This is a genomic window from Streptomyces sp. R33 (assembly GCF_041200175.1).
GTDB classification, from domain to species: domain Bacteria; phylum Actinomycetota; class Actinomycetes; order Streptomycetales; family Streptomycetaceae; genus Streptomyces; species Streptomyces katrae_B.
Window position 1 is genome coordinate 1,303,166 of record NZ_CP165727.1, and the last position, 25,473, is coordinate 1,328,638.

The window sequence follows — 25,473 nt, forward strand, 5'->3', positions numbered from 1 at the left end:
TCAGCATCCCTCGGCGGTGCAGCGGGAGCAGCACGGCCGTGCCAGCGCCGCGAAGACGGCGGCCAGTTCGCCCGGATCGTCGGGCAGGCCGCTGCCGATGCCCACGGCGGCCGCCCCGGCGGCGAGCCACTCCGGGATCTCGCCGGGCCGGATCCCACCGGTCGGGATGAACAGCGCCCCGGGCAGGACCGCCTTGAGGGAGCGGATGAACCGGGGGCCGCCGACGTGCGCCGGGAACACCTTGGCGGCGCCCGCGGACCTGACGGCGGAGGCGATCTCGCCCGGGGTGAAGCCGCCCTCGACGAAGACCGCGCCGCGGCGGGCGGCGACGGCGCGGACCTCGGGGGCCGGGTAGGGGGAGATCAGGAAGGCCGCGCCCGCATCGAGGGCGGTCTCGGCGTCGGTGGCGGTGGTGACGGTGCCGACGCCGATCAGGGCGGGCCGGTCGTACGCGTCGGCGAGCGGGGCGGTCCGGGCGACGGCCTCGGCCCAGCGGGGGGTGGAGGTGGTCAGCTCGACCGTGCGGCAGCCGGCGGCCAGCAGGGCGGTGGTCCGGCGGACCGCTTCGTCCGCGTCGGCGTTGCGCAGCACCGGCAGCAGGCACTGGGCGGCCATGGCGTCGTACGGGTGACAGGACAACGGGACCCCTCCCTCTGTTCCCGGCAGCGGTTTCCACCGACGCGGAAAAGTTGTTCCACGTAATGGCACGCTGTACCGTTTAACGGAACGCTTCCCGCTGACCCTACCCCCACCCGCCCTGACTCTGGAGAGCGCATGCCCGACGACGGGGAGACGACGGACGAGTCCGGGGGCCCCGCGCGCGGTGGCCGGACCTCGGCGGCCGGTACGGCGCTGGAGAAGTCGATGCGGATCCTGGAGGCCGTGGCCGCGCCCGGCGGACCGCACCGGCTCACCGATGTGGTGGCGGCCGCGGCCGTGCCGAAGTCGAGCACCTTCCGGATCCTCGCCTCGCTGATCGAGCAGGGCTTCGTACGCCCGGAAAGCGAATCGCGGTACGGGGTGGGCCCCCGGCTGCGCGGGCTGTCCGCGCTGGTCACCGGCAGCGAGCCGCCGAGCATCGGGCGGATCCTCGGCGAGCTGCGCGGGGCCACCGGCCAGACGGTCCATCTCGCCCTGCACAGCGGGGAGACGCTCACCTACATCCGGAAGCTGGAGAGCGACCAGCCCTTCCGGACGGCCTCCCGGGTCGGGATGCGCATGCCGCTGCACAGCACTGCCATCGGCAAGGCCATCCTGGCGCACCTGCCCGAGGAGGAGGTCCGGGCGCTGATCGCGGGCGCGGGGCTGCCGCGCCGCACGCCGCGGACCCTGACCGACCCGGAGTCACTGCTGGCGGAGCTGGAGGAGGTCAGGGCCCGGGGCTTCGCCGTGGACGACGAGGAGAACGAGCCGGCGATCCGGTGCATCGGCGCCGCGATCCCGGGTCCGGCCGGCCGGCCGGTCGGCGGGGTCAGCGTCACCACCGTCACGTTGCTCGTCTCCCGCGAGGAGATCGAGGCGTACGCGCCCGCCCTGCGCGCGGCCACGGAAGGGCTGGCTCCGCTGCTGTAGAACAAGGCGCGAGCGGACTGCGCGGCCCGCCGGCAGCAGCCCTCCGGAAAGTTCTCCGGGTTCTTCTTCCGGATAACCGTTATCCGGGCCGCGCTCGACGGTCTCCCAGGTATCGGGCATCATCGACCGCCGGTACGGACAGGGAACCTCACATGACTACACAGCACACGGCAGCGCTGGTGGCAGCCGCCCGCGCGGGCGATGCCCGCGCGCAGGACGAGCTGGTCAGCACCTATCTGCCGCTCGTCTACAACATCGTCGGGCGCGCTCTGAACGGCTCCTGCGACGTGGACGACGTGGTGCAGGACACGATGCTGCGGGCGCTCGACGGGCTCGGCACCCTGCGGTCGGACGAGAGTTTCCGGTCCTGGCTGGTGGCCATCGCCATGAACCGGGTCCGGGCGCACTGGCAGGCCCGGCACAGCGCCCCCGGCGAGAGCGGACTCGAGGCCGCCTGGGAGCTGGCCGACCCGGGCGCCGATTTCGTCGACCTGACGGTCCTGCGGCTCCAGCTCGAAGGCCAGCAGCGGGAGACGGCCCGCGCCACCCGCTGGCTGGAGACCGACGACCGGGCGCTGCTGTCGCTGTGGTGGCTGGAGTGCGCCGGTGAGCTGACCCGTGCCGAGGTGGCAGCTGCCCTCGAACTCTCCCCGCAGCACACGGCGGTACGGGTGCAGCGGATGAAGGCGCAGCTGGAGTCGGCCCGGGTGGTGGAGCGGGCGCTCGGCACGCAGCCCCCGTGCGAGGCGCTGCGGACGGTGACCGCCGGCTGGGACGGTCTGCCGTCGACCCTGTGGCGCAAGCGAATAGCCCGGCACGCGCGCGAGTGCGTGCAGTGCGCAGGACTGTGGGGCGGACTGCTCCCGGCGGAGGGGCTGTTGGCCGGTCTGGCCCTGGTCCCGGTCTCGGTGGCGCTGCTGGCCGGCGTACGGGCGGCCGCGGCGGGCGGCATCGTCCCGGCGGGCGCGGCGTACGCCTACGACGGCGGCGCGGGCGCCCACGCGGGCGGCCTCGGCGGCCCGGCGACGGGCACGGGCCCGGGCTTCGACGGCACGGACCTCGGCAGCACAGGATTCAACGGCACCGGATTCGACGGCCGGGACTTCGGCGGCACGGGATTCGACGGCGCGGACCTCTCCGACGCCGCGACCCAGCTCACCCCCACCGTCTCCGGTCAGGGCGGCATACCGGACGCCGGAGCCGGCGGCGGCCGCAGCGTCCTGCGCAAGCGCCGCCGGAGCCGCCGCCGCGCGATCGGCGGCGCGGTGCTCGCCGCGTGCGTCGCGGGCGGCGGGCTCGCCTACCTCGGCGGCTTCCCCGGCTCGAACGACGAGGAGACCGCCGCCGCACCCGCAACCCCGGTCTCCGCACTGTCGGCGCCCGATGCCGGCTCGGCCCCGCCCTCGGACTCGGCCTCGCCCTCCGCGTCCGCCTCCCCTTCGCCCTCGGCCTCCGCCTCGCCGAGCCCGTCCGCAGAGAGCCCGAGTCCGAGCCCGTCTCCGACCAAGTCCAAGGCGCCGGCGTCGCCTCCGCCCGCGCCGGCTCCGGCGCCCGCCCCGGCGGGGGTCGCGGGCCAGGTCATCGCACTGGTCAACTCCGAGCGTGCGGCGGCCGGCTGCGGCCCGCTGAAGGAGGACCCGCAGCTGCGGGAGGCCGCCCAGGGGCACTCCGACGACATGGCGGCCCGGGACTTCTTCGCGCACACCAACCCCGACGGCGCCGACCCGGGGAAGCGCACGACGGCCTCCGGGTACCGCTGGTCGACGTACGGGGAGAACATCGCGAAGGGCCAGCAGACCGCGGCCTCGGTCATGGACTCCTGGATGAAGAGCCCGGGCCACCGCGCCAACATCCTCAACTGCTCCTTCAAGGACATCGGCGTGGGCATCCACACGGGCCCGGGCGGCCCTTGGTGGACGCAGAACTTCGGCGCCAAGATGTGACCCGGACACTCCGCCCGAGCAGGCCCCACGTGCTTCAAATTCGGTGCAGGATGGAGACTGGAGCCGAAGAGGCTGATCAGGGCGGACGGACGGAGTACGGCGCATGGCGAAGAAGGAGCTCCGGCCGCACCAGCGCGAGGCCGTCGACGCCGTACTGCGGGCGCTCGAACTGCCGGCCGGCGGCCGGGTGCCCGAAGGCGGGCTCCGGACCCAGGTGATCATGGCGACCGGCTCCGGGAAGTCCCTGGTCGCCGTGCGCTCCGCCGAGGAACTGCGGGCCGGGCGGGTCCTGGTCCTCGTGCCCTCGCTGGACCTGCTGGTACAGACGGTGACGGCGTGGCGGGAGGGCGGCCGGACCGGGAGCGCCCTCGCCGTGTGCTCGCTGCGCGCCGAGGACGCGGGCGTACCGGCCACCACCGATCCGGCCGAACTGGCCCGCTGGGCCGGCCGGTCGGCGGACCGGCTGACGGTGTTCGCCACGTACGCCTCGCTGGGCCTCGGCACGATCGAGCGCGCCCACCTCGCCGGGCTGCCGGGCTGGGACCTGGTGGTGGTCGACGAGGCGCACCGTACGTCCGGGCGGATCGGCAAACCGTGGGCCGTGGTGCACGACAACACCCGGATCCCCTCCGTCCGGCGGCTGTACATGACGGCCACGCCGCGGGTCTGGCAGGACGGCGCGGAGCCGGAGGAGGGCCAGGCGTCCGAGGAGTCCGAAGCGTCCGAGGAGGTCGGCCGCGGGCGGGGCGATCTCGTCGCGTCCATGGAGGACGATGCGGACGGGCCGTTCGGCGCGCGCTGTCACACCCTCTCCCTCGCGGAGGCCATCGACCGCGGCATCTGCGCCCCGTACCGGGTGGTGTGCGTGGACGTCAGCGATCCGGGGTTCCAGGCGGCGGTGCTGCTGGGCGCCGACGGGCGCTCGGACGCCGTGCGCGGGGCCCGGCTGGCGGCGCTGCAGACTGCGCTGATCAAGGCCGCCGCCGACCAGGGTTTCCGGCGGACCCTCGTCTTCCACCACCTGACCAGGGAGGCCGAGGCCTTCGCGGCCGGGCTGCCGGCGGTGGGGGAGCGGCTGCGGGCCGCGCCGCGTGACACGCCGGGGCCGGCGTATCCCCGTACGCTCTGGGCGGACTGGCTGTGCGGGCAGCACACGGCGGTGCACCGGCGGCGGGTGCTGGACGCGTTCGCCGCGGACGGGGTCGCCGACAAGGCCTTCCTCGGCAGTGTCCGGGTGCTGGGCGAGGGCGTGGACACCAAGGAGTGCGACTCCGTCTTCTGGGCCGACGTACGGGGTTCCATGCCCGACCTGGTCCAGGCCGTAGGGCGGGCGCTGCGGATCCACCCCGGCGAGGGCAAGGTCGCCTCGCTGGTGGTCCCGGTGCTGCTGGGGCCGGGCGAGACGCCCGAGTCGATGCTGACCTCGCGATCGTACGGGGACCTCGCTCGGCTGCTGGAGGCGCTGCGGGCGCACGACACCCGGCTCGTCGAAGCGCTGGCCCAGCCGCAGGCGCCGAGCCGGCCGCGGGTGGAATCCGGAACCGAGGCGGTGACGGGCGCGGGCATGCGGACGGGGGCGCAGGCCCTGCTGAGCTTCTCCACACCGCGGGATCCGGCGCTGCTGGCGGCGTTCATCCGGCTGCGCGTGCTGCACCCGGAGCGCGAGCACTGGCGGCGCGGGGTGGAGGCCGCCCGGATCTACGCGGCCAGGGCCGGGGACCTGCGGGTGCCGTTCGCCTTCAGGGTGCCGAAGGCGGCCCGGCCGGCCGCTCCGCAGCCGGCCGCCGAGGCCTGGCCGCCCGGGCTGGCCCGGTTCCCGCTGGGCCAGTGGATCGCGGACGTGCGGCGCACCCACCGCCGGGGCGCCCTCGGCCGGGAGCGGGTCGCGCAGCTCGACGAACTCGGCATGGTGTGGAGCCACTTCGACGTGGCCTTCGAGGAGGGCCTCGCGGCGGCCCGCGGCTGGGCGGCGGAACACGGCCACCTGCTGCCGCCCGTGGAGGCCACCTGGCGCGGCGCGCCGGTCGGGGTGTGGGTCAAGAACCAGCGGGCCGCCGCCCGCCGCGAGGGCCCCGGTGCCCTGCCCGAGGAGCGCCGGGAGGCGCTGGAGGCCATCGACGCGTCCTGGTGCCCGGCCTGGGAGATCTCCTGGCAGCGTGCCTTTCACCTGACCCGCGTCCACCTCGACGCGGGCGGCGGTCTGCCGCTCACCCCGGGCGAGGTGGTCGTACAGGGCGAGGACCTGGGCCGGTGGGTCCGCACCCAGCGGCTGGCCTGGGAGCAGCTGGCCTGGGCGCAGCGCTGGCTGCTGGAGCACACGCTGGGCGTGACCGGGGCGAGCGCGTCCGAGCGCCCGCGGCCGCGGCGCACGCAGGCCGAGAAGTGGGCGGAACACCTGGCCGCGGCCCGCCAGTTCCACACCCGCGAGCAGCACCTCCGGGTCCCCCGCAAGCACGTGGAACGGGTCGGGGGCCAGGAGCTGAGGCTGGGAGCCTGGATCGCCAACCAGCGCTCCCGCGCATCGGCCCTGGCCCCGGACCGGGTCGCGGCCCTCGACGCGCTCGACATGCGCTGGTCGGCATCCGCCTGAGCGGCTGGGCAGCAGCCGGGACGCGTCATCAGTGCTCGTCCGGAACGGCCTCGGCCCCGTTCCGCCCGTGCATCAGGACGAAGGTCGGGTTGGCCGCGGCGGTGGCCGATTCCAGGGTCTCCGCCTCGTCCGCCCGCCCCTCGGAGCGCAGGGCACGGACCCCGTGGACGACGACGATCTTCGACTGGCCGTGCACGGGGTCGACGGCGAGCGCCCCGCCCGTCGGTACCCCCTAGTGGTGGAAGCCCGAGCGGGGCTCGGTCGTCGGGGCCGGCGGGGGTGTGGCGGTGAGGTGGTCCACCGCATGGCGCAGGTCCGAGACGAGCAGGGCGATCTGGTCGCGGGTCACTCCGTGCCGGATCAGCACGCGCTGGATGACGGTGTCGTCGCGGGCTGCCGGCAGCGGGTACGAGGGCACCTGCCAGCCGCGCATCCGCAGCCGTTCGGAGAGGTCGTACAGGGTGAACCCGGCGGCGGCCTGGTCGGTGAGCCGGTAGGAGACGGCGGGGAGGCCGCCGAGGCCGTCGTAGAGCAGGGTGAACGGGCCCATGGCGGCGATCTCCCCGGCCAGGTACTGGGCGGTGGCGAGGCAGGCCTCGTGGACGCGCCGGTAGCCGCCGCGGCCGAGCCTGAGGAACAGGTAGTACTGGGCGATGACCTCGCCGCCGGGGCGGGAGAAGTTCAGGGCGAAGGTCGGCATGTCGCCGCCGAGGTAGGCCACGTCGAAGACGAGCTCCTTGGGCAGCAGGTCGGCGGTGCGCCACACGATCCAGCCGACGCCGAGGGGCGCGAGCCCGTACTTGTGCCCGGAGGCGTTGACGGAGGCGACGCGCGGCAGCCGGAAGTCCCACACCACGTCGGGGTGGAGGAAGGGGGCGACGAAGCCGCCGCTGGCCCCGTCCACGTGGACCGGGATGTCCCAGCCGTGCTCGGCCTGGATCCGGTCGAGTTCGGCGGCGATCTCGGCGACGGGCTCGTAGTCGCAGGTGTAGGTGACGCCGAGGATGGCGACGACGCCGATGGTGTTCTCGTCGACGTACTCGGCGAGCTGGTGGGGTCGCAGGCCGGTGGCGTCGGGCTCGAGCGGGACCTGGCGCAGTTCGACGTCGAAGTAGCGGGCGAACTTCTCCCAGCAGATCTGGACCGGCCCGCACACCAGGTTGGGCCGGTCGGCGGGAAGGCCCTGGGCCTGGCGGCGGGCGCGCCAGCGAAATTTGAGGGCGAGGCCGCCGAGCATGGCGGCCTCGCTGGAACCGGTCGTGGAGCAGCCGGTGGCCGCGCCGCCGGCCGGTGCGTTCCACAGCTCGGCCAGCATGTTGACGCAGCGGGCCTCGATCTCGGCGGTCTGCGGGTACTCGTCCTTGTCGATCATGTTCTTGTCGAGGCACTCGTTCATCAGGCGGTGCACGCCGTCGTCGGACCAGGTGGTGCAGAACGTGGCCAGGTTCTGGGCCGCGTTGCCGTCGAGGAGGAGCTCGTTGCTGAGCAGCTCGTAGACCACCTCGGTGGGTGAGTGCTCGTCGGGCATCCGGTGCTTGGGGAGGATCTGGCCGCTCAGTGCGGACGTGAACACGTCCGTGTCGGTGTCACCGGCGGGCACGTCTTTCGCCTCATGAAGAGCCATATCCGGACTATAGGTGACTGATCATCACAAAGACGGCTTCGACCCCCTTGGGGGAGGATTCGGGCGCCGACACCGAGAGCTTCCGGCCGACTCCGCCATGTGACCCCCTCCATAGGGGACGTGTACGACAGGACAACTTACTGTCGAGTAGGCTTCCGTTCGAAGATCTTCCCGTCCGGGCCGCTCCAACCGGCCCGGACGGGAAGATCGACCAACTGGTTCTACGGGCAACTTATCCATGCATGTCCGGATATCGGTTAACGGCCTTTGCCTTCCTGGTACTTCTTCGACTCATGAACAAGATCACCCGCCGGCAGGCCTTGGGCACCACCGCCGGCGCACTCTCCGCCCTCGGCATAGCCGGCGCCACCGCGCACGCAGCCGCCGCCGACTCCCGCGCCTCCCTACCCTCCGGCGCGGTCGACGAGGTGTACCAGGGCCGCCGCATCCAGATCACCCCGGCCTCGACCGGGGGCGGCCACCACGGCGGCCACCACGGGGGCGGCCACGACGGCCTGCCCACCGTCCGGATAGACGGCCGCGAACTGCACGTCATGCGCAATGCCGACGGCACCTGGATCAGCGTGGTCAACCACTACGAGACCTACCCCGACCCGGCCTCGCTCGCCCGCGCCGCCGTGCGCGAGCTGCAGGGCGCCACCCTCGCCCCGTTCTCGCCCATGGGAGGCACGGCATGACCGTCCGCAAGAACCAGGCCGCCCTCACCGCCGAGGAGAAGCGAGCCTTCACCAATGCGCTGCTGGAGCTCAAGCGCACCGGTACCTACGACCGGTTCGTCACCACCCACAACGGGTTCATCATGGGCGACACCGACTCGGGCGACCGGGTCGGCCACCGCTCGCCCTCGTTCCTGCCCTGGCACCGCCGCTTCCTGCTGGAGTTCGAGGCCGAGCTGCAGAAAGTGGACCCGAAGGTTTCGCTCCCGTACTGGGACTGGAGCGCGGACCGCACCACCCGCTCCTCCCTCTGGGCCGCCGACTTCCTCGGCGGCACCGGCCGGGCCCGCGACGGACAGGTCCTCGACGGGCCGTTCGCGGCCGCCAACGGCAAGTGGTCGATAAACGTACGGGTGGACGGGCGCGCGTACCTGCGCCGGGCGCTCGGCGCCGGGGTGGCCGAGCTGCCGACGAAGGCCGAGGTGGACGCCGTGCTCAACATGCCGGTGTACGACATGGCCCCCTGGAACAGCTCCTCGAACGGCTTCCGCAACCACCTGGAGGGCTGGCGCGGCGCCAACCTGCACAACCGGGTGCACGTGTGGGTCGGCGGCCAGATGGCCACCGGGGTCTCCCCCAACGACCCGGTGTTCTGGATGCACCACGCCTTCGTCGACAAGCTGTGGGCCGAATGGCAGGCCCGCAACCCGAAGTCCGCGTACCTGCCGGCCGGGGGCACCGCGAACGTCGTCGACCTGCACGACACCATGCGGCCGTGGAACGACGTGACCCCGGCGGACCTGCTGGACCACCGGAAGTTCTACACCTTCGACACCGAGCCGGTCCCGGCCGCCGCCAGCCAGCGGTAGTGCAGTTCGGGGCGGCCGACCTGGCCGTACCGGGGGGTGCGGTCCGCCCGCCCGGTGTCCACCAGGTGCTCCAGGTAGCGGCGGGCGGTGATCCGGGAGATCCCGGCCGCCTCGGCCGCCCCCGCGGCGGTCAGCCCCTCGGGTGCCGCCCGCAGCAGCGCGCCGACCCGGTCCAGGGTCGGCGCGCTGAGCCCTTTCGGGAGCTCGGCGGGGCCCGGGGCGCGCAGGGCGGCGAGCGCCCGGTCCACGTCGTCCTGGCCGGCCGCCTCCCCCGCCGTCGCGCGGAACTCGGCGTAGCGCAGCAGCCGTTCGCGCAGCGTCGGGAAGGCGAACGGCTTCAGTACGTACTGGACCACGCCGAGCGAGACGCTTTCGCGGACCACGGCCAGGTCCCGCGCCGAGGTCACCACGATCACGTCCACGGGATGCCCGGACGCCCGCAGCCGGCGGGCGAAGCGCAGCCCGTGTCCGTCGGGCAGGGTGAGGTCGAGCAACAGCAGGTCCACCCGGGTCCGCTCCAGGACCCGGGTGGCCTCGGCGAGCGAGTGGACGGCGCCGACGGCGGTGAAGCCGGGCACCCGGCCGACGTACAGGGCGTGCGCGTCGGCGGCGACGGGGTCGTCCTCGACCACCAGCACCCGCACCCCCGACACCGCGGGCGCCTCGCGTGCGTCGCTCATGGCGTGGGCTCCCTTCGCACGGGCAGTCGTACGGTGAACTCGGCTCCCCCGTCCGGCACTTCGGCGGCGACCGCGCTGCCTCCGTGCCGGTGGGCCACCTGGCGGACCAGGGCAAGGCCGAGGCCGCGCCCCTCTCCCTTGCCCGACCAGCCGCGCAGGAACACATCGGCGGCGGCGCCCGTGGGCAGGCCGGGGCCGTTGTCGGTGACGCGGAGCAGCAGTGCGTCCTCCTCGGGCCGGACGGTGACCGCGATCCTGGCGGCGGGGACGCCGGTGAGGGCGTCGACGGCGTTGTCGAGGAGGTTGCCGAGCACGGTGACGAGGTCCCGGGCCGGGACGCTTCCGGTCCGGCCGTCGACGGCGCGGCTGTCAGGGGTGAGGACCAGCTCGACGCCCCGCTCGTGCGCCTGGGCGGCCTTGCCCAGCAGCAGCGCCACCAGGACGGGTTCTCCGACGCCGGTGACCACCTCGTCGGTGAGGGCCTGGGCCAGCTCCAGTTCGGCGGTGGCGAATTCCACCGCCTCGTCCGCGCGGCCGAGTTCGATGAGGGAGACCACGGTGTGCAGCCGGTTGGCCGCCTCGTGGGCCTGGGACCGCAGCGCCTCGGTGAACCCGCGCTCCTGGTCCAGCTCACCGGTGAGCGACTGGAGTTCGGTGTGGTCGCGCAGGGTGACCACGGTGCCGCGGCGGCCGCCGCCCGCGACGGGCGAGCTGTTGAGGACGAGTACCCGCTCCGCGGTCAGGTGCACCTCGTCCACCCGGGGCCGGTCGGCGAGCAGGGCGCCGGTGAGCGGTGCGGGCAGTCCGAGGTCGGCGGCGCCGGTTCCCCTGACGTCCCCCTGCAGGCCCAGCAGTTCGCGCCCGGCATCGTTGATCAGGGTGATCCGGCGCTGACCGTCGAGCATCAGCAGGCCCTCGCGGACGCCGTGCAGGGCCGCCTGGTGGTAGTCGTACATCCGGCTGAGCTCGGCCGCGTTCATCCCGTGCGTGTGCCGGCGCAGCCGGGCGTTGACCACGTACGTGCCGACTCCGCCGAGGGCGAGCGCGCCGGCCGCGACCCAGGCGAGGGCGGTGAGCTGCTCCGCGAGCCGGGCGCTGATCGCGCGGACGGTGATGCCGGAGCTGACCATGCCGACGACCTTGCCGTCGTCCATGAGCGGGGTGACGACGCGGATGGACGGCCCGAGGGTGCCGGTGTAGGTCTCGCTGAAGGTCTGGCCGCGCAGGGCGGGGCCGGTGTTCCCCATGAAGGGCTCGCCGATGCGGCGGGGGTCGGGGTGGGTCCAGCGCCGCCCGTCCGGGGCCATGATCGTCACGAAGTCCACCCCGGAGTCGACGCGGACCCGCTCGGCGTAGGGCTGGAGCGCGGCCGAGGGGTCGGCGCCCCGCGCCGCGCCGCGTACGGCCTCGCGGACGGACGGGGAGTCGGCGACCGCGCGGGCCACGGCCCCCGCCTGGCGCCGGGCGGACTCCTCGGCCTGCCCGCGGGCGGTGGCGTACGCGAAGACCGCGCAGCCGGCGACGACCACGGCGACCAGCAGCACCTGCATGGCGAAGAGCTGGCCGGCGAGGCTGCGCGGGGGGCGAGGGAACCGGAACATGGCGTTCAGTGTCACCCGGCCGTGAACTCAATGAACGCAAGGGTGACCGGGGTCACAGCCTCGCGCGATGGTCCTCCCGGGACGTATTCACCACCAGGAGGCGAGCCGTGGCCGGCAGACGCGACAAGACCCATTACCTGTACATCGCGGTGATCGCCGCGGTACTCCTCGGCATCGCGGTCGGCTTCGCCGCACCGGACGCGGCCGTGGAGCTCAAGCCGCTGGGCACCGGCTTCGTCAACCTCATCAAGATGATGATCTCGCCGGTGATCTTCTGCACGATCGTGCTGGGCATCGGGTCGGTGCGCAAGGCCGCGAAGGTCGGCGCCGTGGGCGGCCTCGCCCTCGGCTACTTCATGATCATGTCCACCGTGGCGCTGGCCATCGGACTCCTCGTCGGTAACCTGCTCGAGCCCGGCAGCGGACTGCACCTGACCGAGGCCGTCAAGCACGCGGGAGAGGCGCAGGCCAAGGCGGGCGGGGCGCAGACCACTCCCGAGTTCCTGCTGGGGATCATCCCGACCACCCTCGTCTCCGCGTTCACCGGCGGCCAGGTGCTCCAGACGCTGCTCGTGGCGCTGCTGTGCGGGTTCGCGCTCCAGGCCATGGGCCCGGCGGGCGAGCCGCTGCTGCGCGGGATCGGCCATGTGCAGAAGCTGGTCTTCCGGATACTCGCGATGATCATGTGGGCGGCTCCGGTGGGCGCGTTCGGCGCCATCGCGGCGGTGGTCGGCGCGACCGGGATCGACGCACTGAAGTCGCTCGCCGTCATCATGATCGGCTTCTACACGACCTGTCTGCTGTTCGTGTTCGTGGTCCTCGGCACCCTGCTGCGGGTGTGCACCGGGCTCAACGTCTTCTCGCTGCTGCGCTACCTGGGCCGCGAGTTCCTGCTGATCCTCTCCACCTCCTCCTCGGAGTCGGCGCTGCCCCGGCTGATCGCGAAGATGGAGCACCTGGGCGTCTCCAAGCCGGTGGTCGGCATCACGGTGCCGACGGGCTACTCGTTCAACCTGGACGGGACCGCGATCTACCTGACGATGTCCTCGCTGTTCATCGCGGAGGCGATGGGCAAGCCGCTGGCCATCGGCGAGCAGATCTCGCTGCTGCTGTTCATGATCGTGGCTTCGAAGGGCGCGGCCGGCGTGACCGGCGCGGGGCTGGCGACGCTGGCGGGCGGGCTCCAGTCGCACCGGCCGGAACTCGTCGACGGCGTCGGGCTGATCGTGGGCATCGACCGCTTCATGAGCGAGGCCCGGGCGCTGACGAACTTCGCGGGCAACGCCGTGGCGACGGTGCTCATCGGCACCTGGACCAAGGAGTTCGACCGCGAGCGGGCCGCCGAAGTCCTCGCGGGACGCCTGGAGTTCGACGAGACCACCCTGGTCGACGACGGCCACGGCACGGAGCTCCCCACCGTGCCCGGCCCGTCGCCGGCCGACGCGAAGGAGGGCGTGCCGGCGTAACCGGCAGCGCCCCGTCAGGGGCCGGCCGGGCAGGGCTCGCCCCCATGGTGCCCAGCCCGGTCGGCCCTCACGCAGCCCCATGGTCGATTTTCGGCCATGGGGCTGTGAAGTGTCGTGCGGTAAAAGGTACTTCCATACCGGGGCACGCGTCTGACATCTTGCGTCCACCACTCGTTTCGTACGGCCCGGTAGGTGCCATGAGCACCACCGGGCCGTCTTCGGAGGACGCATTGATACCCCACATATCCAGCCGACCTCGACGCACTCTCGTGCTCGCCGCCACGCTCGGCGCGGCACTCGCCTTCGGGGCACCCGCCGCGCTCGCCGGCACCGCCCCGGTCTCCCCGTCCGGCCAGACCGCCCAGTCCGCCCCCGCCAAGGCCGCGGCCGCGGCGCCGGCCTCCCAGAGTGCGACCTGGGTTGCCGGCACGCGCGCGTACTTGGTGATCACCGCCCCCGGTGACAGCTCGGCGGTCCGTGCCGCCGTCGCCGCCAACGGCGGCACCGTCTTCTCGAACTTCGACGCCATCGGGGTGATCGTCGCCCACTCCTCCTCCGCCGGCTTCGCCACGGCGATGCGCGGGGTCAGCGGGGTCCAGCAGGTCGGGGCCACCCGTACCTCGGACGTTCCGGCCGACGCCTACAATCCGGCGCTGCCCGCCAACCCGGCCCAGTCGACGACCCCGGCCGGCGAGCCCGTCCGCGCCGACATGAGCCAGATCAAGGCGGACCAGGCCTGGGCCGTCACCACCGGCTCCGCGTCCGTCAAGGTCGGCATCCTGGACACCGGTGTGGACGACCAGCACCAGGACCTGGCGCCGAACTTCAACGCGGCGGACTCCGTCTCCTGCGCCTACGGCAAGCCCGACACCCGTACGGGCGCCTGGCGGGACGTGGACAGCCACGGCACCCACGTCGCGGGCACCATCGCGGCCGCCAAGAACGGCAAGGGCGTCGTCGGCGTGGCCCCGGGCGTGAAGATCTCCGCGGTCCGCGTCGCCGAGCCGGGCAACTCGTTCTTCTTCGCCGAGAACACCATCTGCGGCTTCGTGTGGGCCGGTGACCACGGCTTCAAGGTCACCAACAACAGCTACTACACGGACCCGTGGCAGTTCAACTGCCCGGACAACATCGACCAGGCCGCCATCATCGAGGGCGTCAAGCGCGCCCAGGAGTACGCCGAGGGCAAGGGCTCCCTCCAGGTCGCCGCGGCGGGCAACGAGAACTACGACCTCGCCCACAAGACGACCGACTCCGCGAGCCCGAACGACTCGACGCCGGTCACCCGCACCATCACCAACGCCTGCCTCGACATCCCGACCGAGCTCCCGGGCGTGGTCACGGTCGCGGCGAACGGGACGGGCACCACGAAGGCCTCGTTCTCGAACTTCGGCTCGGGCGTCATCGACGTGGCGGCCCCGGGCAGCGACGTCTACTCCACCATCCCGGGCGGCAAGTACGGCAGCAAGAGCGGCACGTCGATGGCCACCCCGCACGTGGTGGGCGTCGCGGCGCTGCTCGCCAGCACCAACCCCGGCATCACCCCGGCGCAGCTGCGCGACAAGCTGGCCACGCAGGCCAACGACATCGCCTGCCCGTCGGACAACCGCTGCACCGGCACCGCGGCCAACAACTCGTTCTTCGGCGAGGGCCAGGTCGACGCGCTGAAGGCGGTCGGGTCCACCCCGCCGCCCGGGAAGTACTTCGAGAACCTCGGCGACTTCGCGATCAACGACAACGCCACCGTGGAGAGCCCCATCACCGTCAGCGGGGTGACCGGCAACGCGCCGGCCACCCTCAAGGTGGGCGTGGACATCAAGCACACCTACATCGGTGACCTCAAGGTCGACCTCGTGGCTCCCGACGGCACCGTCTACACCCTGAGCAACCGGGCCGGCGGCGGCACCGACAACATCGTCCAGAGCTTCACCGTCAATGCGTCCTCCGAGGTCGCGAACGGTGTCTGGAAGCTCCGGGTGAACGACAACGCCAATGCGGACACGGGCAAGATCGACGCCTGGAACCTCACGTTCTGACGGCTGTCGGGCTGAAGCACCAACGCTGCAGGACGTCGGCGAGCCAGTCGAAGACGACGTCGCAGTGCTGCTGCGGGGCCATCGGGGAGCAGTGCAACTGCGCCCCGGTGGCCTCCGTCATCACCTGGTCCGCAGCACGCAGTCCCCGCAGAGTCCGCCGCCCGGCACCTGGTAGTAGAGGCAGCAGCTGCGCCGTACGAAGGCCACCCCGAGCCCTTCTTCGTGGATGAAGGTGCCGGTCCCGCCGAGCGCGCCGCCCCCGGCCAGCAGCTCCGCGGCCAAGGACACCGCCGGGCCGCCCGGAACCCGCTCGATCAGCACCCGCAGCGCCCCGACCAGCCCCGACGCGGCGTTGCCGCGCAGCACCTTCGGCGACACCCCGTACCGCTCCCGCAGGCGCGCGTCCAGGACCCCGAGGTTGCCGAGCACGCTCTGCCCGAGCGACTCGGCCGGCAGCGCCCCCGCACCGGGCTCGGGCAGCCACAGTTCCAGCGACCCCGCCGCGGGCAGCCGCCACCACACCCGGTCGACCCCCAGGTCGGGGATCCGCCCGCCCAGCGCGGCGCAGCCCAGCCCGAGCGACCACAGCCGCGAGGCGATCCCGAACTGCGCGGTCGACGCCGCGACCCGGCCGGGGCCGCTCCGGATCCGCCGCCCCACCTCGGCGACGTACGGCTCGAGCCGTGCCCCGTACAGCTCGCCGAGCGGCCGGAAGCCGTCCCCCGGCGGCTCCTTCCCGTACGGCACGGCGAAGAAGGGCCCGACGGCGGCCAGCCGGCGCAGTACGTCCTCCACCTCGGGCTCCGTATCCGTATCCGTATCCGTACTCCCGGCTCCCGTGCGGGAACCGGTGCGGCCCCATGATCTCATCAGGGGCCCGCGGCCCGGGAGCCGTCGCTCGCCGGGCCGCGGGCGGCCACGGCCAACCGGGACCTGTCGAGGCCGCCTTCCTTCGTGTCGTCGTTGGCGAAGACGAACGACTCGATCGGCACGCCCCGCTCGGCGCTGAGCCGGGCCACCAGCTCCTGCAGGACCACCGTCTCCAGCACGACGCGCACGGCGTCCGGGACCTCGGGGAGGCGGATCACCGACAGGCTGTCCGCCGGCTCGACCCGGGCGGTCGTCAGCAGCAGCGTGAGGTGCCCGGCGCCGGCCAGCGAGCGGGCCAGCTCGATCTCGCGGCCGTCGCCGAACACCAGGTGGAGGGTGTTGCCCGCCGACTCCATCTCCCCGTGCAGGTAGTTGCGGGTCGCCGAGGCGGCCGCGGTCATCCGGACCACCTCGCGCAGCAGCAGCGCACCCTCCTCCGCCGAGGCGCACGAGGCCCCGGCCGCCACCGTGTCGGAGGCGATGCAGCGGGCGCCGCGCTCGCGCAGGCCCGCGACCACCCTGGCGGCCTGCCGGTGGACCGCGGCGGTGTGCTCGGCGATGCCGCCCCAGGGATCCTGCGCGCGGCCCGCGATGGCCCCGGCGATCAGGTCGAGGGCGACGACCGTCCCGGCGTAGCCGATGGTCGAGGCGTACGAGTCGGGCTCGTTGCCGAGGCCCACGGTCACGTCGGCGAGCTCGCCGAGCCGCGACGGTAAGACGTTGAGCAGCGCCGCCCTCGTGATGCCCGGGGCGGCGGACCGGCAGGCGGCGATGGTCTCGCTGCTGCGGCCGCCCTGGGAGACGGCGATCAGGCAGTCCGTGTCGAAGCCGGCGGTGCCGCTCTCGATCTCGCTGGACAGGACGCGCTGGGTGACGAACCCGGCCGTCCGCAACTGCTGTACGGGGACGGCGAGGGCGGCGTACGAGGCGCCCATGCCGGTGAACAGGGGGCGCCGGGCGTTGCGCAGCGCGGCGCGCTCCGGGGACGCCAGCTGGCTGCGGACGCGGTCGGCGATCCGGGCGAGGGCGGCGCCCTGGCCGGCCTGGCCCTCGAGGAACGTGATGCGGGATCCGGACATGGTGGGGGGTGTCTCGTCTTTCCGTGAAGCTCTGTGCGGGAACGATGTGTTGGGGACGGTAGGGGGCAGGCGGCGGTATCGGGCGCCGTCCACCGCGCCCCGCGCGCCCTCCCGGCCCGCGGTCGCCGGGCCGAACGTCACGAACGCCCAGCGGAAGAGCACGCGGGCCGCCGGAGCGCAGGCGCGGCCCGCCGCGAGGAAGGCAGGGTTGCCGACGCCCCCCAAGTTGACGACCGCCCCCGGGCCGGCCCCCCGGCAGCGTCGGGAGGGCGTACGCCGCGGGAGCCGTCGGGCCGGTCCGGGCGAAAGACCGACCACCCGGGTGAAGCAGAGGATCGAACACACGTAGTAGCCGCCGTCCCCGACGGAGCGGACCAGCCGAATGGCCCAACGAATCGATGCGATGTGACCGCTGTCTGCCGGGCCACTTCACACGGGCCGCCGAGCCCCGCCCGCCGCCGCCCCGGCACCCGCCCACGGACACGTCCCCGACGGCCGTCCGTTCGATGTCCGCGCAGTCGGGGAGGGGCCCGAGATCATCCGCCCGGCCGACCGGCGCGGCCTTCCGCGGGTACGTCCGGGAACCCTCGCGTCCTCGCAGGTCAGAGGCGGTTTGTAGGACAGTTGGAGGGTCTTTGGACCGCCGTCCGGGGGGCCCTCGCCGGGTGGTGGGACGGATGTCCGCGGATCAGGATTACGGGTGCTCCGGGCCGGGGACCAAAGTCATCGAAAAAGATGGCCGCGACGTTGCCAATTTGGGGGTTCATGAGAGGAGATTTACGAGCTACATTGAGCCACTCGCGTTCACCTGACAGCCCGTTGCCTTTCACTCGTGTTTTGCACGGGGGGCGACGTCAGAAGCGCACACTGTGCAACCACCCCACCGCCCAGAAGGACCGAAGGCTCCGTGCCCGTACCCGTACTCCTCGCCGGCCGCACCGTGCGGCTCGAGCCCCTCGCCCCCCGCCACACCGAGGCCTTGGCCGTGGCCGGGGCCGAGGATCGTACGACTTACGCCTTCACCCCCGTACCCCATGGGGTGCAGGCGTCCCACGAGTACATCGACCGCGCCCTCGCAGATCAGGCGGCGGGTCGATCGCTCCCCTTCGCGGTGGTCAGAGCCACCGACGGCCGGGTCGTCGGTTCGACCCGGTTCCTGGAACTCGACTACTGGCAGGGACCGCTCGTGTGGCCCGCGGTGCCGGGCGTCCCGTTCGGTGATCCGGCGACGGCGATCCCCGATGCCGCCGAGATCGGGAATACCTGGCTGTCCCCGGGCGCCCAGGGGACGGGCATCAACACCGAGGCGAAGCTGCTCATGCTCCGCCATGCCTTCGAGACCTGGGGCGTCCGCCGCATCTCGCTGCGCGCCGACGCCCGCAACGGACGCTCGCGCGCGGCGATGGAGCGGCTCGGGTTCACCTGCGAGGGGGTCCGCCGGGCCCATTCCAGGGGGCTCGACGGGGCCGTGCGCAGTACCGCCTTCTACTCGATCCTCGACGAGGAGTGGCCGGCCGTGCGGTCGATCATCGAGCTGAGGCTGTCCGCGGGGGCTCAGCGCAAGCGGCGGCGCAAGACGCTGATCCCGGCGTAACGGACCTGCATTCGGCGCAACCGTCCTCCGCATCGGCCCAGCGCGTGCGGCAGCGGCCCCGCCCCGGCCCTTCCTCCCGGCGTCAGCCGAGGAAGGCCGGGGCGAGGGCCGAGGTCATCAGCGGGGTGGGGGCGCCGCTGCCGTCGGCCGGCAGGGCGTACAGGTCGGCGCCGAAGTCGCCGGGCAGGGAGTAGACGACCGTCTTGTCGTCCGTCCACACCACCTGGTCGTCCACGCTGCGCTCCTCGGCGAGCGGGGTCTCCTGCATCGAGGCCAGGTCCAGGGCGTACAGCCGCCACGGGGCGTCGGGCGACAGGCCGGGCACCCGCTTCTTGAACACGAGCCGGGTCCCGTCGGGCGACAGGGACGGACACTCCAGGTTCTCGCGGAGCGCGGTCACGGTGCGTTCGACGAGGTCACCGCGGACCAGGTGGGTCCGGCCGCCGGTGGCGAGCGTCGCGTAGAAGGTGCGCTCGTCGGCGGCGAAGGTCACGCCCCAGAAGTTGACGTCGGCGTTGCGGTACGCCTTGCCGTCCTTGCGGATCGCGAAGTCCTCCAGCGAGGCCTCGAGCTTGCCGGTGCGCAGGTCGAGCAGCGAGGTGCGGGTGGAGAAGTTCGTCCCGGCGTACGAGTCCCCGCCGACGAAGACCGTCCAGGCGGCGAGGTGTCCGCCGGGCGAAACCCGGGCGCGGGTGGGTATGCCGGCCAGCGGGTGTGCCGAGACCTCCTTGAGGCGGGCGTCGAGGACGACGGCCCGGTAGCTCTCCTGGACCCCGCCCTTGTCGGCCTGGAGGCAGATCCCGGTTCCCGCCGCCGCGTGGAAACGCAGGCAGCTCACGCCGGAGGCGGTACGCGGGCCCTGGGGCGCGGCGGCGGGGACGGTGGCGAGCTCGTCGCGGTGCGGGCCCCACGCCATGTTCCGGAACACGATCCGCCGCCCGGCCCCACCCGGGGCCAGGGACACCTCGCCCCGGCTGATCTGCGGGCCGCCCGCCTGGGTCTGGTTCTTCTCCTCGGCCCGCGAGGAGGCCCGTACGACGGCGAGCACCCCCACCGCGGCGAGCAGTACGACGGCGGAGACGAGGATCAGGATCCGGCGTTGGAGGGTCATGGGGGCCTTTCGGGGATGTGGGGGAACTTCGGAGGCGGCTGAGCGGGCTCAGCCGGCCCGCGCCTCGGCGGCGGACCCGGCGGCCGGCGCGTCCGCCGGCCGGAGCCGGGTGCAGACGCCGGCCGCGGCCGCCAGCAGCACGCCCGCGACGGCGAGGGCCGGGCGCGGGCCCCAGACGGTCCAGGCGGCGCCGAATCCCAGCGAGGCGGCGAACCGGGCGAGGGCCTGGCCGGTCTGGACGAGGGCGAGGCCGCCGCCGCGGTGCTCTTCGGGCACGGCTCCGGCGGCCGCGGCCATCAGGACGCCGTCGGTGGCCGCGTAGAAGCCGCCGTGCAGCAGGAGCACGGCGTACGGCAGGACGGTGCCGTAGGCGTGGCCCGCGCCGCCCGCCAGCAGGAGCCCGTACGCGAGGAGCAGAGCGAGGTGGCCGCCGAGGAAGACGCGCCAACGGCCGATCCGGTCGGCGAGCCGGCCGAGCGGCAGCGCGAGCAGGAAGAACGCGGCGGCGGTGCCCAGCGGCAGCAGCGCGAACCAGCGGTCGGCGATCCCGGTGGCGCGCTGGAGCAGCAGGAAGACGAAGGCGTCGCTGACGGTGCACAGCCCGAGCAGCAGCGCGCACAGGCTGATCCGGCGCAGGTCCCTGCGGCCCAGCAGCCCGAGGGCGGCGCGCAGCGAGACGGGCTCCGCGCCGGGGGCGGGCTCGGTGCGGCGGCCGGGGACGAAGAGGACGAGCACGAGCACGCCGAGGGCGGCGACGCAGGCACTGACCGTGAAGACGGCGTCGTAGCCGTCGGCGGCGCCGCGCAGGATCAGGAAGGCGAGGATCGGACCGATCAGCGCGCCGGCGGTGTCCATCGCCCGGTGGACCCCGAAGGCCCGGCCGCGGTCCTCGGGGGCGGCGGCCAGGGAGATCAGCGCGTCGCGCGGGGCGGTGCGCAGGCCCTTGCCCGTGCGGTCGAGGGCGAGCACCGCGCCGATGGCGGGCAGGGTGTGGGCGAGCAGCAGCAGCGGTTTGCACAGGGCCGACAAGCCGTAGCCGAGGCCGGCGAGGGCCTTGTGGCGGCCGAAGCGGTCGCCGAGGTGGCCTCCGGTGAGCCGGACCAGCGCGCTGATGCCGTTGTAGAGCCCGTCGAGCAGCCCGAAGCCGAGCGGGGAGAGGCCGAGGCCCGCGACGAGGTAGAGGGGGAGCACGGCCGTGACCATCTCGGAGGAGACGTCGGTGATCAGGCTGACCGCGCCGAGGGCGAGCACCGTGGGGGCGAGCGCCGCCCGCCGCCCCGGGGTGGTGCCCGGGGCGACGGCCTGCGGCTCGGGGGTCACGGCGGGCGCGGGAGTACCGCGACTGTCCGCAACGTACATGGTCAGGAGGCCCAGATACCCGTGATGTCCTTGGCGGTGGCCGCGTTCCCCGCGTGGGTGGTCAGGCCGGCCAGGCCTTCCAGGGTGCGCAGCATGTCGTAGTGGTTGTACGTGGTGCCCGACGTGCTGCCGGGGGTGACGGGCTGGCCGTAGAGGACGGTCGGGATCTTGTTGCCGGCGAGCCGGTTGTCCTCGTCGAAGGTGACCACGAGCAGGCTGTTGTGGGTCTTGGCCCAGTCCGCGTAGGCCTTGAGGTTGTTCTTGAGCCAGGTGTCGCCGGTGCCGACGGAGCAGTCGTGCATGTCGTTACACAGGTTCGGGACGACGAAGGACACCTTGGGGAGGGTGGTGTAGTCCGTCGGGAACTGGGTCATGGTCTTGGCCGTGCTGGTGGGCACGTTGGAGAAGGCGAACCAGGGGTTGTGCTTGCGCGCGTACGTGCCGCTGCTGCACGTGGTGGAGCCCTGGCTGGGGAGGGTCTCGTTGTAGCTGGCCCAGGTCTTGCCGGCGGCCAGCAGCTCGGAGGCCAGGTTGGGCGCGGAGCTGAAGCCCGGCGTGTAGCAGCTGTCGCCGGTGACGCCCTGGTTGGAGCCGGAGAACAACTGGAGGTAGTTGGGCTGGCTGGGGTGGGTGATGCCGTACGACTGCGTGAGGTTGGCGCCGCCGCTCTTGAGGGAGTTGATGTACGGGGCGCTGGAGCTGCCGATGACCTGGCTGTAGGCGTGGTTCTCGAACACCACGACGACGACGTGGTCGGGGGCCGGCAGGCCGGCCGCGTGGGCGGGCGAGGCGGCGCCGATGCCGGCCCACAGGGCCGTACCGGCGGCGGTGAGGCCGAAGGCGGTGGCAAGGGCGGTCTTGCGGCGGGACCGTGACGAGGTCATGCCAAACACGGAAAATACCTCCGGGCAGGGGGGGTCTGGTGGCGGCGCGGACGCACCATACCCAGGGGCATGTGCATGGGCCAGGGACGTGCGGCGAACAGACCGGGAACTCCGGTGGCCTTCCGGGTGTTCGGCAACGGGCAGCCCTCGGTCAACCCAAGAGCAGGGAAAAACGGGAACCACGGAGCACGTAGGCTCATCCTTCGAACAGAAGAGACCACCCCCCGACGGGGCAGCACCAGCCGGAGAGCAACCGCACATGTCGTACTCACCCGACGGACAGCACCAGCCGTACCGGTCGGAAGGGCAGTACCAGCAGCAGCCCTACGGCACTTCGTACGCGCAGCCGTACGAACCCCAACAGCACCACGAGCCCCCGTACGGGCCACCGCAGCCGCCGTACGGCGGGTACGAGGAGCCCGAGGACGACCGGCGCCGGCCGCGCCGGGGCAGGCGCTGGCTGATCGCGGGTGTCTCCGTCCTCGCGCTCGCCGGCATAGCCGCCGGGGTGATGTACCACTTCGAGATACCCCCCTTCACCGACAAGGGCAAGGACATCTCCTTCGGCCAGCCGGCCGCGGGCGGTGGCCAGGCGGGCGGCGCCGACGGCTCCGCGAAGCAGGCGGCCAACTCCAAGGCCCTGATGCCCACCGGCCCGAAGGCCGAGTTCAAGAACTCGATGACCCTGGCCGACGGCACGCACGTGGCCGTCACCACGCTGGACGGCAAGAAGTCCGGCTTCAAGGGCAAGGTGTGGGTCTGGGCGCCCAAGGAGTACAACGACCCGAAGTTCGCCAAGAGCGGCTTCCCGGTCATGATCGCCCTGCCCGGCGGCGCCGGCTACCCGAGCAACTACTGGATGGGCACCGACCTGGGGCTCCAGACCAGCATCAGCAAGTGGTACGCCGAGGGCAAGAGCAAGCCGTTCATCCTCGCCATGCCGGTGCTGAACCCGGGCCCGGACGACAAGGGCATCTACTGGGACGGCTCCGACATCCCCGACCAGCCCAAGATGGGCACCTGGCTGACCGAGGACGTCCCGGACCTGATGAAGGCGAACTTCCGCACCGTCAAGTCCCGTGACGGCTGGGCCTACATGGGCTCCTCCACCGGCGGCTTCGCGAGCCTGAAGGCGGTGCTCAAGCACCCGGACAAGTTCAAGGCCGCGATCTGCTCCGGCCCGGACATCGTCCCCGACTCCTCGCTGTGGAAGGGCCACGAGAAGGAGAAGGCCGAGAACAACCCGGAGTTGCTGGCGAAGGCCATGATCGACAAGAAGGGCGCTCCGGACGTCTACCTCGCCTTCCAGGTCGGCGACAACGAGAACAACAAGAAGACGCTGCCCGATGTGCAGAAGTTCGTCGCGACGTACGGCAAGGGGCCGATCCACACCAGCCTGAGGGTCATCCCCGGCGGCCAGCACAACGCCAAGACCTACGTGCCGAACATGGGCGAGGGCCCGATCCAGTTCATCAGCAAGGTCATGGAAGGACCGGTGGAGTAACGGGCGGTGTAACCGCCGGTTCGACCGACTCCACGCGCTGCGGCCCGCCGAACACCATCGGCGGGCCGTTGCCGTCCCAGGCCGCCCAGCCCGGGTTCCCGGTCACGGCGAAGCGCACCCAGGCCGCGTGCATCCGGTCGGCCAGTTCCTGCGGGGCGTCCGGCCCGGCCAGCCAGGAGGCCTCCGGCACGTCGAGCGTGTCGAAGACGAAGCCCAGTTCCAGGGCGTGGCACGCGCCGAGCCCCGGGACGCCGGAGGGCCAGCCGAACTCGTACAGGAAGCTCGGGGCGCTCCGCCGCGCCCCGGCGAGCCTGCGCAGCGGGTCGCGCAGCAGCCGGTCGGTCAGCAGCTGCCCCGCGAGCTCGGCCGGGCCCGCCCCGGGCAGGACGGCGCGCAGCGCCCGTACGGCGGCCCGGTCCTTGCCGCTGCGGGCACGGGCCAGAGCCACGGTGAGCGGGCCGAGCCGGTCCATGACCCGCAGCGCGCCGGTGGGGGCCAGCCAGAGCCGGTACTCCTCGGTGGTCCAGCCCAGCAGCAGTGGCACCTCCGTCGCCGCCGCGGCCTCGAGCGGGTCGTCGCCCGGAAGCGTGTCCGGGTCGGCGACCAGGCCGAACGCGGGTCCTCCGGTGATCGGGCCGGAGCGGCGCAGCACGGCGGCCTGCGCGGCGAGCAGGTCGGGCAGGGCGGTGGCGGCGAATGCCTTCGCGGTCGCCGGCACCTTCAGGAGGGAGGCCATCCGCCGGACCATCGTGCGTACCTTCTCGCGCGCCAGCACCTCGGGGGCGCCGCTCTGCAGGACGGCCCCGGCGAAGAGCCCGGCGGCCCGCGGGGCGCCGAGCAGGGCTCCGACGCTGATGGCTCCGGCGGATTCGCCGAAGACGGTGACGCGGCCGGGGTCCCCGCCGAAGGCCTCGATGTTCTCCCGGACCCAGGTCAGGGCGGCGATCTGGTCGAGCAGGCCTCGGTTGGCGGGGGCATCCGGGAAGAGCCCGTAGCCGAGGACGCCGAGGCGGTAGTTGACGGAGACGAGCACGACCCCGTCGCGGGCGAAGGCTGCGCCGTCGTAGACGGGGACGGCAGAGGAGCCGCGGGTGAGCGCCCCGCCGTGCAGCCACACCATGACGGGCAGCCGGGCTCCGGGGGCCGGGGCCGGGGTCCACACGTTGAGGTTCAGGCAGCCGTCCCCGGGGACGTCCGGGTCGGGCAGCAGCGCGGCGAACTTCGGCGGGTAGGGCACCTTGGGCGCGGTGGGCCCGAACGCGCCGGCGTCGCGTACGCCGTCCCAGGCGGCCGGGGGCTCGGGCGCGCCGAAGCGGAGCGCGCCGACGGGCGCGGCAGCGTACGGGATGCCCCGGAAGGCGGCGATGCCGTCCGGCCCGGTCCGGCCCTCGACCACGCCGTACCCGGTCCTGACCCGGGGCCGGCCGCTGCCGCCCGCTGTGCTCATCGGTCTCCGCTCCTCCACCGACTCCGGTGCATCCACCGAATCCACCGAATCCACTGTTCCGCCTACCGGGCACGGTCGCACAGGCCTGCGACGGGTGACAAGGCGTGACCCGGCCGGGGGCGGGCCGGGTTGGACCGGGCATGCGATCCATGCGTATCCACCCCGGCGTCCGCGGCTTCGCCCGGGCCGGCGCGGTCCCCCTGCTCCTGCTCGTGGCCGCGGGCACGGCGCAGGCCGCAGGACCCGACTTCCAGTACGTCGGCCGGGACGACAGGGTCCACGGGCTGACCGACCCCCAGGGCTGCGTCGGGGCCAAGGGCGGCGGTCAGAAGGCCGTCACCAACACCACCCGCAGCACCGCGACCCTCTACACCGGGCCGGGCTGCACGGGTGACGTCGTGGCGGTCCTGCAGCCGGGTGCCGGCGGCCAGATCGAGCCGTATTTCGCCTCCGTGCGATTTTCCTTCATCACTAAGGCCCAGCGGCCGTGACCGCTGGGCTCCCGCTGCGTTGTATGCCATGTCAAATGCCGCAGCTCGGGCTGTGGCACCCCAATCTCACGAGGAG

22 protein-coding genes are annotated in these 25,473 nt (G+C 73.1%); 10 read left to right on the top strand and 12 right to left on the bottom strand.

The annotated features are described in order from the left end of the window. A complete protein-coding gene (locus AB5J51_RS06435; protein ID WP_369777117.1) occupies positions 1 to 639 on the bottom strand; it encodes a bifunctional 4-hydroxy-2-oxoglutarate aldolase/2-dehydro-3-deoxy-phosphogluconate aldolase in 639 nt (212 codons plus the stop codon). 135 nt (positions 640 to 774) lie between these two features. Between AB5J51_RS06435 and AB5J51_RS06440 the strand changes: the two genes are divergently transcribed. From AB5J51_RS06440 to AB5J51_RS06450, 3 genes are all read left to right on the top strand, one after another. Then, positions 775 to 1,572, top strand: a complete 798-nt coding sequence (locus AB5J51_RS06440) for an IclR family transcriptional regulator (protein WP_369777118.1) — start codon at positions 775 to 777, stop codon at positions 1,570 to 1,572. A gap of 152 nt (positions 1,573 to 1,724) precedes the next feature. Continuing rightward, on the top strand, positions 1,725 to 3,515 hold the full coding sequence (locus tag AB5J51_RS06445) for a sigma-70 family RNA polymerase sigma factor (protein WP_369777119.1): 1,791 nt from the start codon (positions 1,725 to 1,727) through the stop codon (positions 3,513 to 3,515). Between the two features lie 103 nt (positions 3,516 to 3,618). Then, a complete protein-coding gene (locus AB5J51_RS06450) occupies positions 3,619 to 6,105 on the top strand; it encodes a Helicase associated domain protein (RefSeq protein WP_369777120.1) in 2,487 nt (828 codons plus the stop codon). A gap of 28 nt (positions 6,106 to 6,133) precedes the next feature. Here AB5J51_RS06450 and AB5J51_RS06455 read toward each other — a convergent pair whose 3' ends face one another. Next, positions 6,134 to 6,301: a hypothetical protein gene (locus AB5J51_RS06455; RefSeq protein WP_168724202.1), complete on the bottom strand. Its 168-nt coding sequence runs from the start codon at positions 6,299 to 6,301 to the stop codon at positions 6,134 to 6,136. Positions 6,302 to 6,337: 36 nt separating this feature from the next. Then, on the bottom strand, positions 6,338 to 7,729 hold the full coding sequence (locus AB5J51_RS06460; protein ID WP_369777121.1) for a glutamate decarboxylase: 1,392 nt from the start codon (positions 7,727 to 7,729) through the stop codon (positions 6,338 to 6,340). A 293-nt stretch (positions 7,730 to 8,022) separates the two neighbouring features. Between AB5J51_RS06460 and AB5J51_RS06465 the strand changes: the two genes are divergently transcribed. After that, positions 8,023 to 8,427, top strand: coding sequence for a tyrosinase family oxidase copper chaperone (locus AB5J51_RS06465; RefSeq protein WP_136223778.1), 405 nt, complete (start codon positions 8,023 to 8,025; stop codon positions 8,425 to 8,427). Beyond that, a complete protein-coding gene (locus tag AB5J51_RS06470) occupies positions 8,424 to 9,275 on the top strand; it encodes a tyrosinase family protein (protein ID WP_369777122.1) in 852 nt (283 codons plus the stop codon). Before AB5J51_RS06465 ends, AB5J51_RS06470 begins: the two co-directional genes overlap by 4 nt. On the opposite strand, the gene AB5J51_RS06475 is transcribed toward AB5J51_RS06470, so the two are convergent. Then, the gene (locus AB5J51_RS06475; protein WP_053789892.1) at positions 9,227 to 9,955 is read right to left on the bottom strand and encodes a response regulator; all 729 of its coding nucleotides are present in this window, start codon (positions 9,953 to 9,955) and stop codon (positions 9,227 to 9,229) included. The genes AB5J51_RS06470 and AB5J51_RS06475 overlap by 49 nt on opposite strands. Then, a complete protein-coding gene (locus tag AB5J51_RS06480; RefSeq protein ID WP_053790001.1) occupies positions 9,952 to 11,556 on the bottom strand; it encodes a sensor histidine kinase in 1,605 nt (534 codons plus the stop codon). Before AB5J51_RS06480 ends, AB5J51_RS06475 begins: the two co-directional genes overlap by 4 nt. Positions 11,557 to 11,663: 107 nt before the next feature. On the opposite strand from AB5J51_RS06480, the gene AB5J51_RS06485 reads away from it, so the two are divergent. Both AB5J51_RS06485 and AB5J51_RS06490 read left to right on the top strand, forming a co-directional pair. Beyond that, entirely contained in the window at positions 11,664 to 13,022 is a 1,359-nt protein-coding gene (locus tag AB5J51_RS06485) for a cation:dicarboxylate symporter family transporter (protein WP_053789891.1), read from the top strand. Between the two features lie 269 nt (positions 13,023 to 13,291). Further along, on the top strand, positions 13,292 to 15,058 hold the full coding sequence (locus tag AB5J51_RS06490; RefSeq protein WP_136223956.1) for a S8 family serine peptidase: 1,767 nt from the start codon (positions 13,292 to 13,294) through the stop codon (positions 15,056 to 15,058). Here AB5J51_RS06490 and AB5J51_RS06495 read toward each other — a convergent pair. The 3 genes from AB5J51_RS06495 to AB5J51_RS06505 all read right to left on the bottom strand — a co-directional run bounded on the left by AB5J51_RS06495 (position 15,048) and on the right by AB5J51_RS06505 (position 17,007). Next, entirely contained in the window at positions 15,048 to 15,179 is a 132-nt protein-coding gene (locus AB5J51_RS06495; protein WP_267887522.1) for a hypothetical protein, read from the bottom strand. The two genes, AB5J51_RS06490 and AB5J51_RS06495, sit on opposite strands and share 11 nt — an antisense overlap. After that, complete coding sequence (locus AB5J51_RS06500; protein WP_240805219.1) at positions 15,179 to 15,853, bottom strand: (2Fe-2S)-binding protein; 675 nt, start codon at positions 15,851 to 15,853, stop codon at positions 15,179 to 15,181. Before AB5J51_RS06500 ends, AB5J51_RS06495 begins: the two co-directional genes overlap by 1 nt. A 74-nt stretch (positions 15,854 to 15,927) precedes the next feature. Continuing rightward, positions 15,928 to 17,007 (bottom strand): SIS domain-containing protein, encoded by a 1,080-nt coding sequence (locus tag AB5J51_RS06505; protein WP_369777123.1) that lies wholly within the window; start codon positions 17,005 to 17,007, stop codon positions 15,928 to 15,930. Between the two features lie 907 nt (positions 17,008 to 17,914). Between AB5J51_RS06505 and AB5J51_RS06510 the strand changes: the two genes are divergently transcribed. Beyond that, positions 17,915 to 18,601, top strand: coding sequence for a GNAT family N-acetyltransferase (locus tag AB5J51_RS06510; protein WP_136223766.1), 687 nt, complete (start codon positions 17,915 to 17,917; stop codon positions 18,599 to 18,601). A gap of 82 nt (positions 18,602 to 18,683) precedes the next feature. On the opposite strand, the gene AB5J51_RS06515 is transcribed toward AB5J51_RS06510, so the two are convergent. The 3 genes from AB5J51_RS06515 to AB5J51_RS06525 are packed head-to-tail and all read right to left on the bottom strand — an operon-like array spanning position 18,684 to position 21,955. Then, positions 18,684 to 19,712 carry a TolB family protein gene (locus AB5J51_RS06515; RefSeq protein WP_369777124.1) on the bottom strand — a complete coding sequence of 343 codons (1,029 nt, stop codon included), beginning with the start codon at positions 19,710 to 19,712 and terminating at the stop codon, positions 18,684 to 18,686. A gap of 48 nt (positions 19,713 to 19,760) precedes the next feature. Next, complete coding sequence (locus tag AB5J51_RS06520; protein ID WP_369777125.1) at positions 19,761 to 21,071, bottom strand: MFS transporter; 1,311 nt, start codon at positions 21,069 to 21,071, stop codon at positions 19,761 to 19,763. 2 nt (positions 21,072 to 21,073) lie between these two features. Further along, positions 21,074 to 21,955 carry an alkaline phosphatase family protein gene (locus AB5J51_RS06525; protein ID WP_053789885.1) on the bottom strand — a complete coding sequence of 294 codons (882 nt, stop codon included), beginning with the start codon at positions 21,953 to 21,955 and terminating at the stop codon, positions 21,074 to 21,076. A gap of 259 nt (positions 21,956 to 22,214) precedes the next feature. On the opposite strand from AB5J51_RS06525, the gene AB5J51_RS06530 reads away from it, so the two are divergent. Further along, the gene (locus AB5J51_RS06530; RefSeq protein WP_133896015.1) at positions 22,215 to 23,459 is read left to right on the top strand and encodes an esterase family protein; all 1,245 of its coding nucleotides are present in this window, start codon (positions 22,215 to 22,217) and stop codon (positions 23,457 to 23,459) included. Here the strand turns inward: AB5J51_RS06530 and AB5J51_RS06535 are convergent. After that, the gene (locus tag AB5J51_RS06535) at positions 23,437 to 24,906 is read right to left on the bottom strand and encodes a carboxylesterase/lipase family protein (RefSeq protein ID WP_369777126.1); all 1,470 of its coding nucleotides are present in this window, start codon (positions 24,904 to 24,906) and stop codon (positions 23,437 to 23,439) included. The two genes, AB5J51_RS06530 and AB5J51_RS06535, sit on opposite strands and share 23 nt — an antisense overlap. Positions 24,907 to 25,055: 149 nt before the next feature. Between AB5J51_RS06535 and AB5J51_RS06540 the strand changes: the two genes are divergently transcribed. Then, on the top strand, positions 25,056 to 25,397 hold the full coding sequence (locus tag AB5J51_RS06540; protein WP_053789883.1) for a hypothetical protein: 342 nt from the start codon (positions 25,056 to 25,058) through the stop codon (positions 25,395 to 25,397). The last annotated feature ends 76 nt before the right edge of the window (positions 25,398 to 25,473 follow it).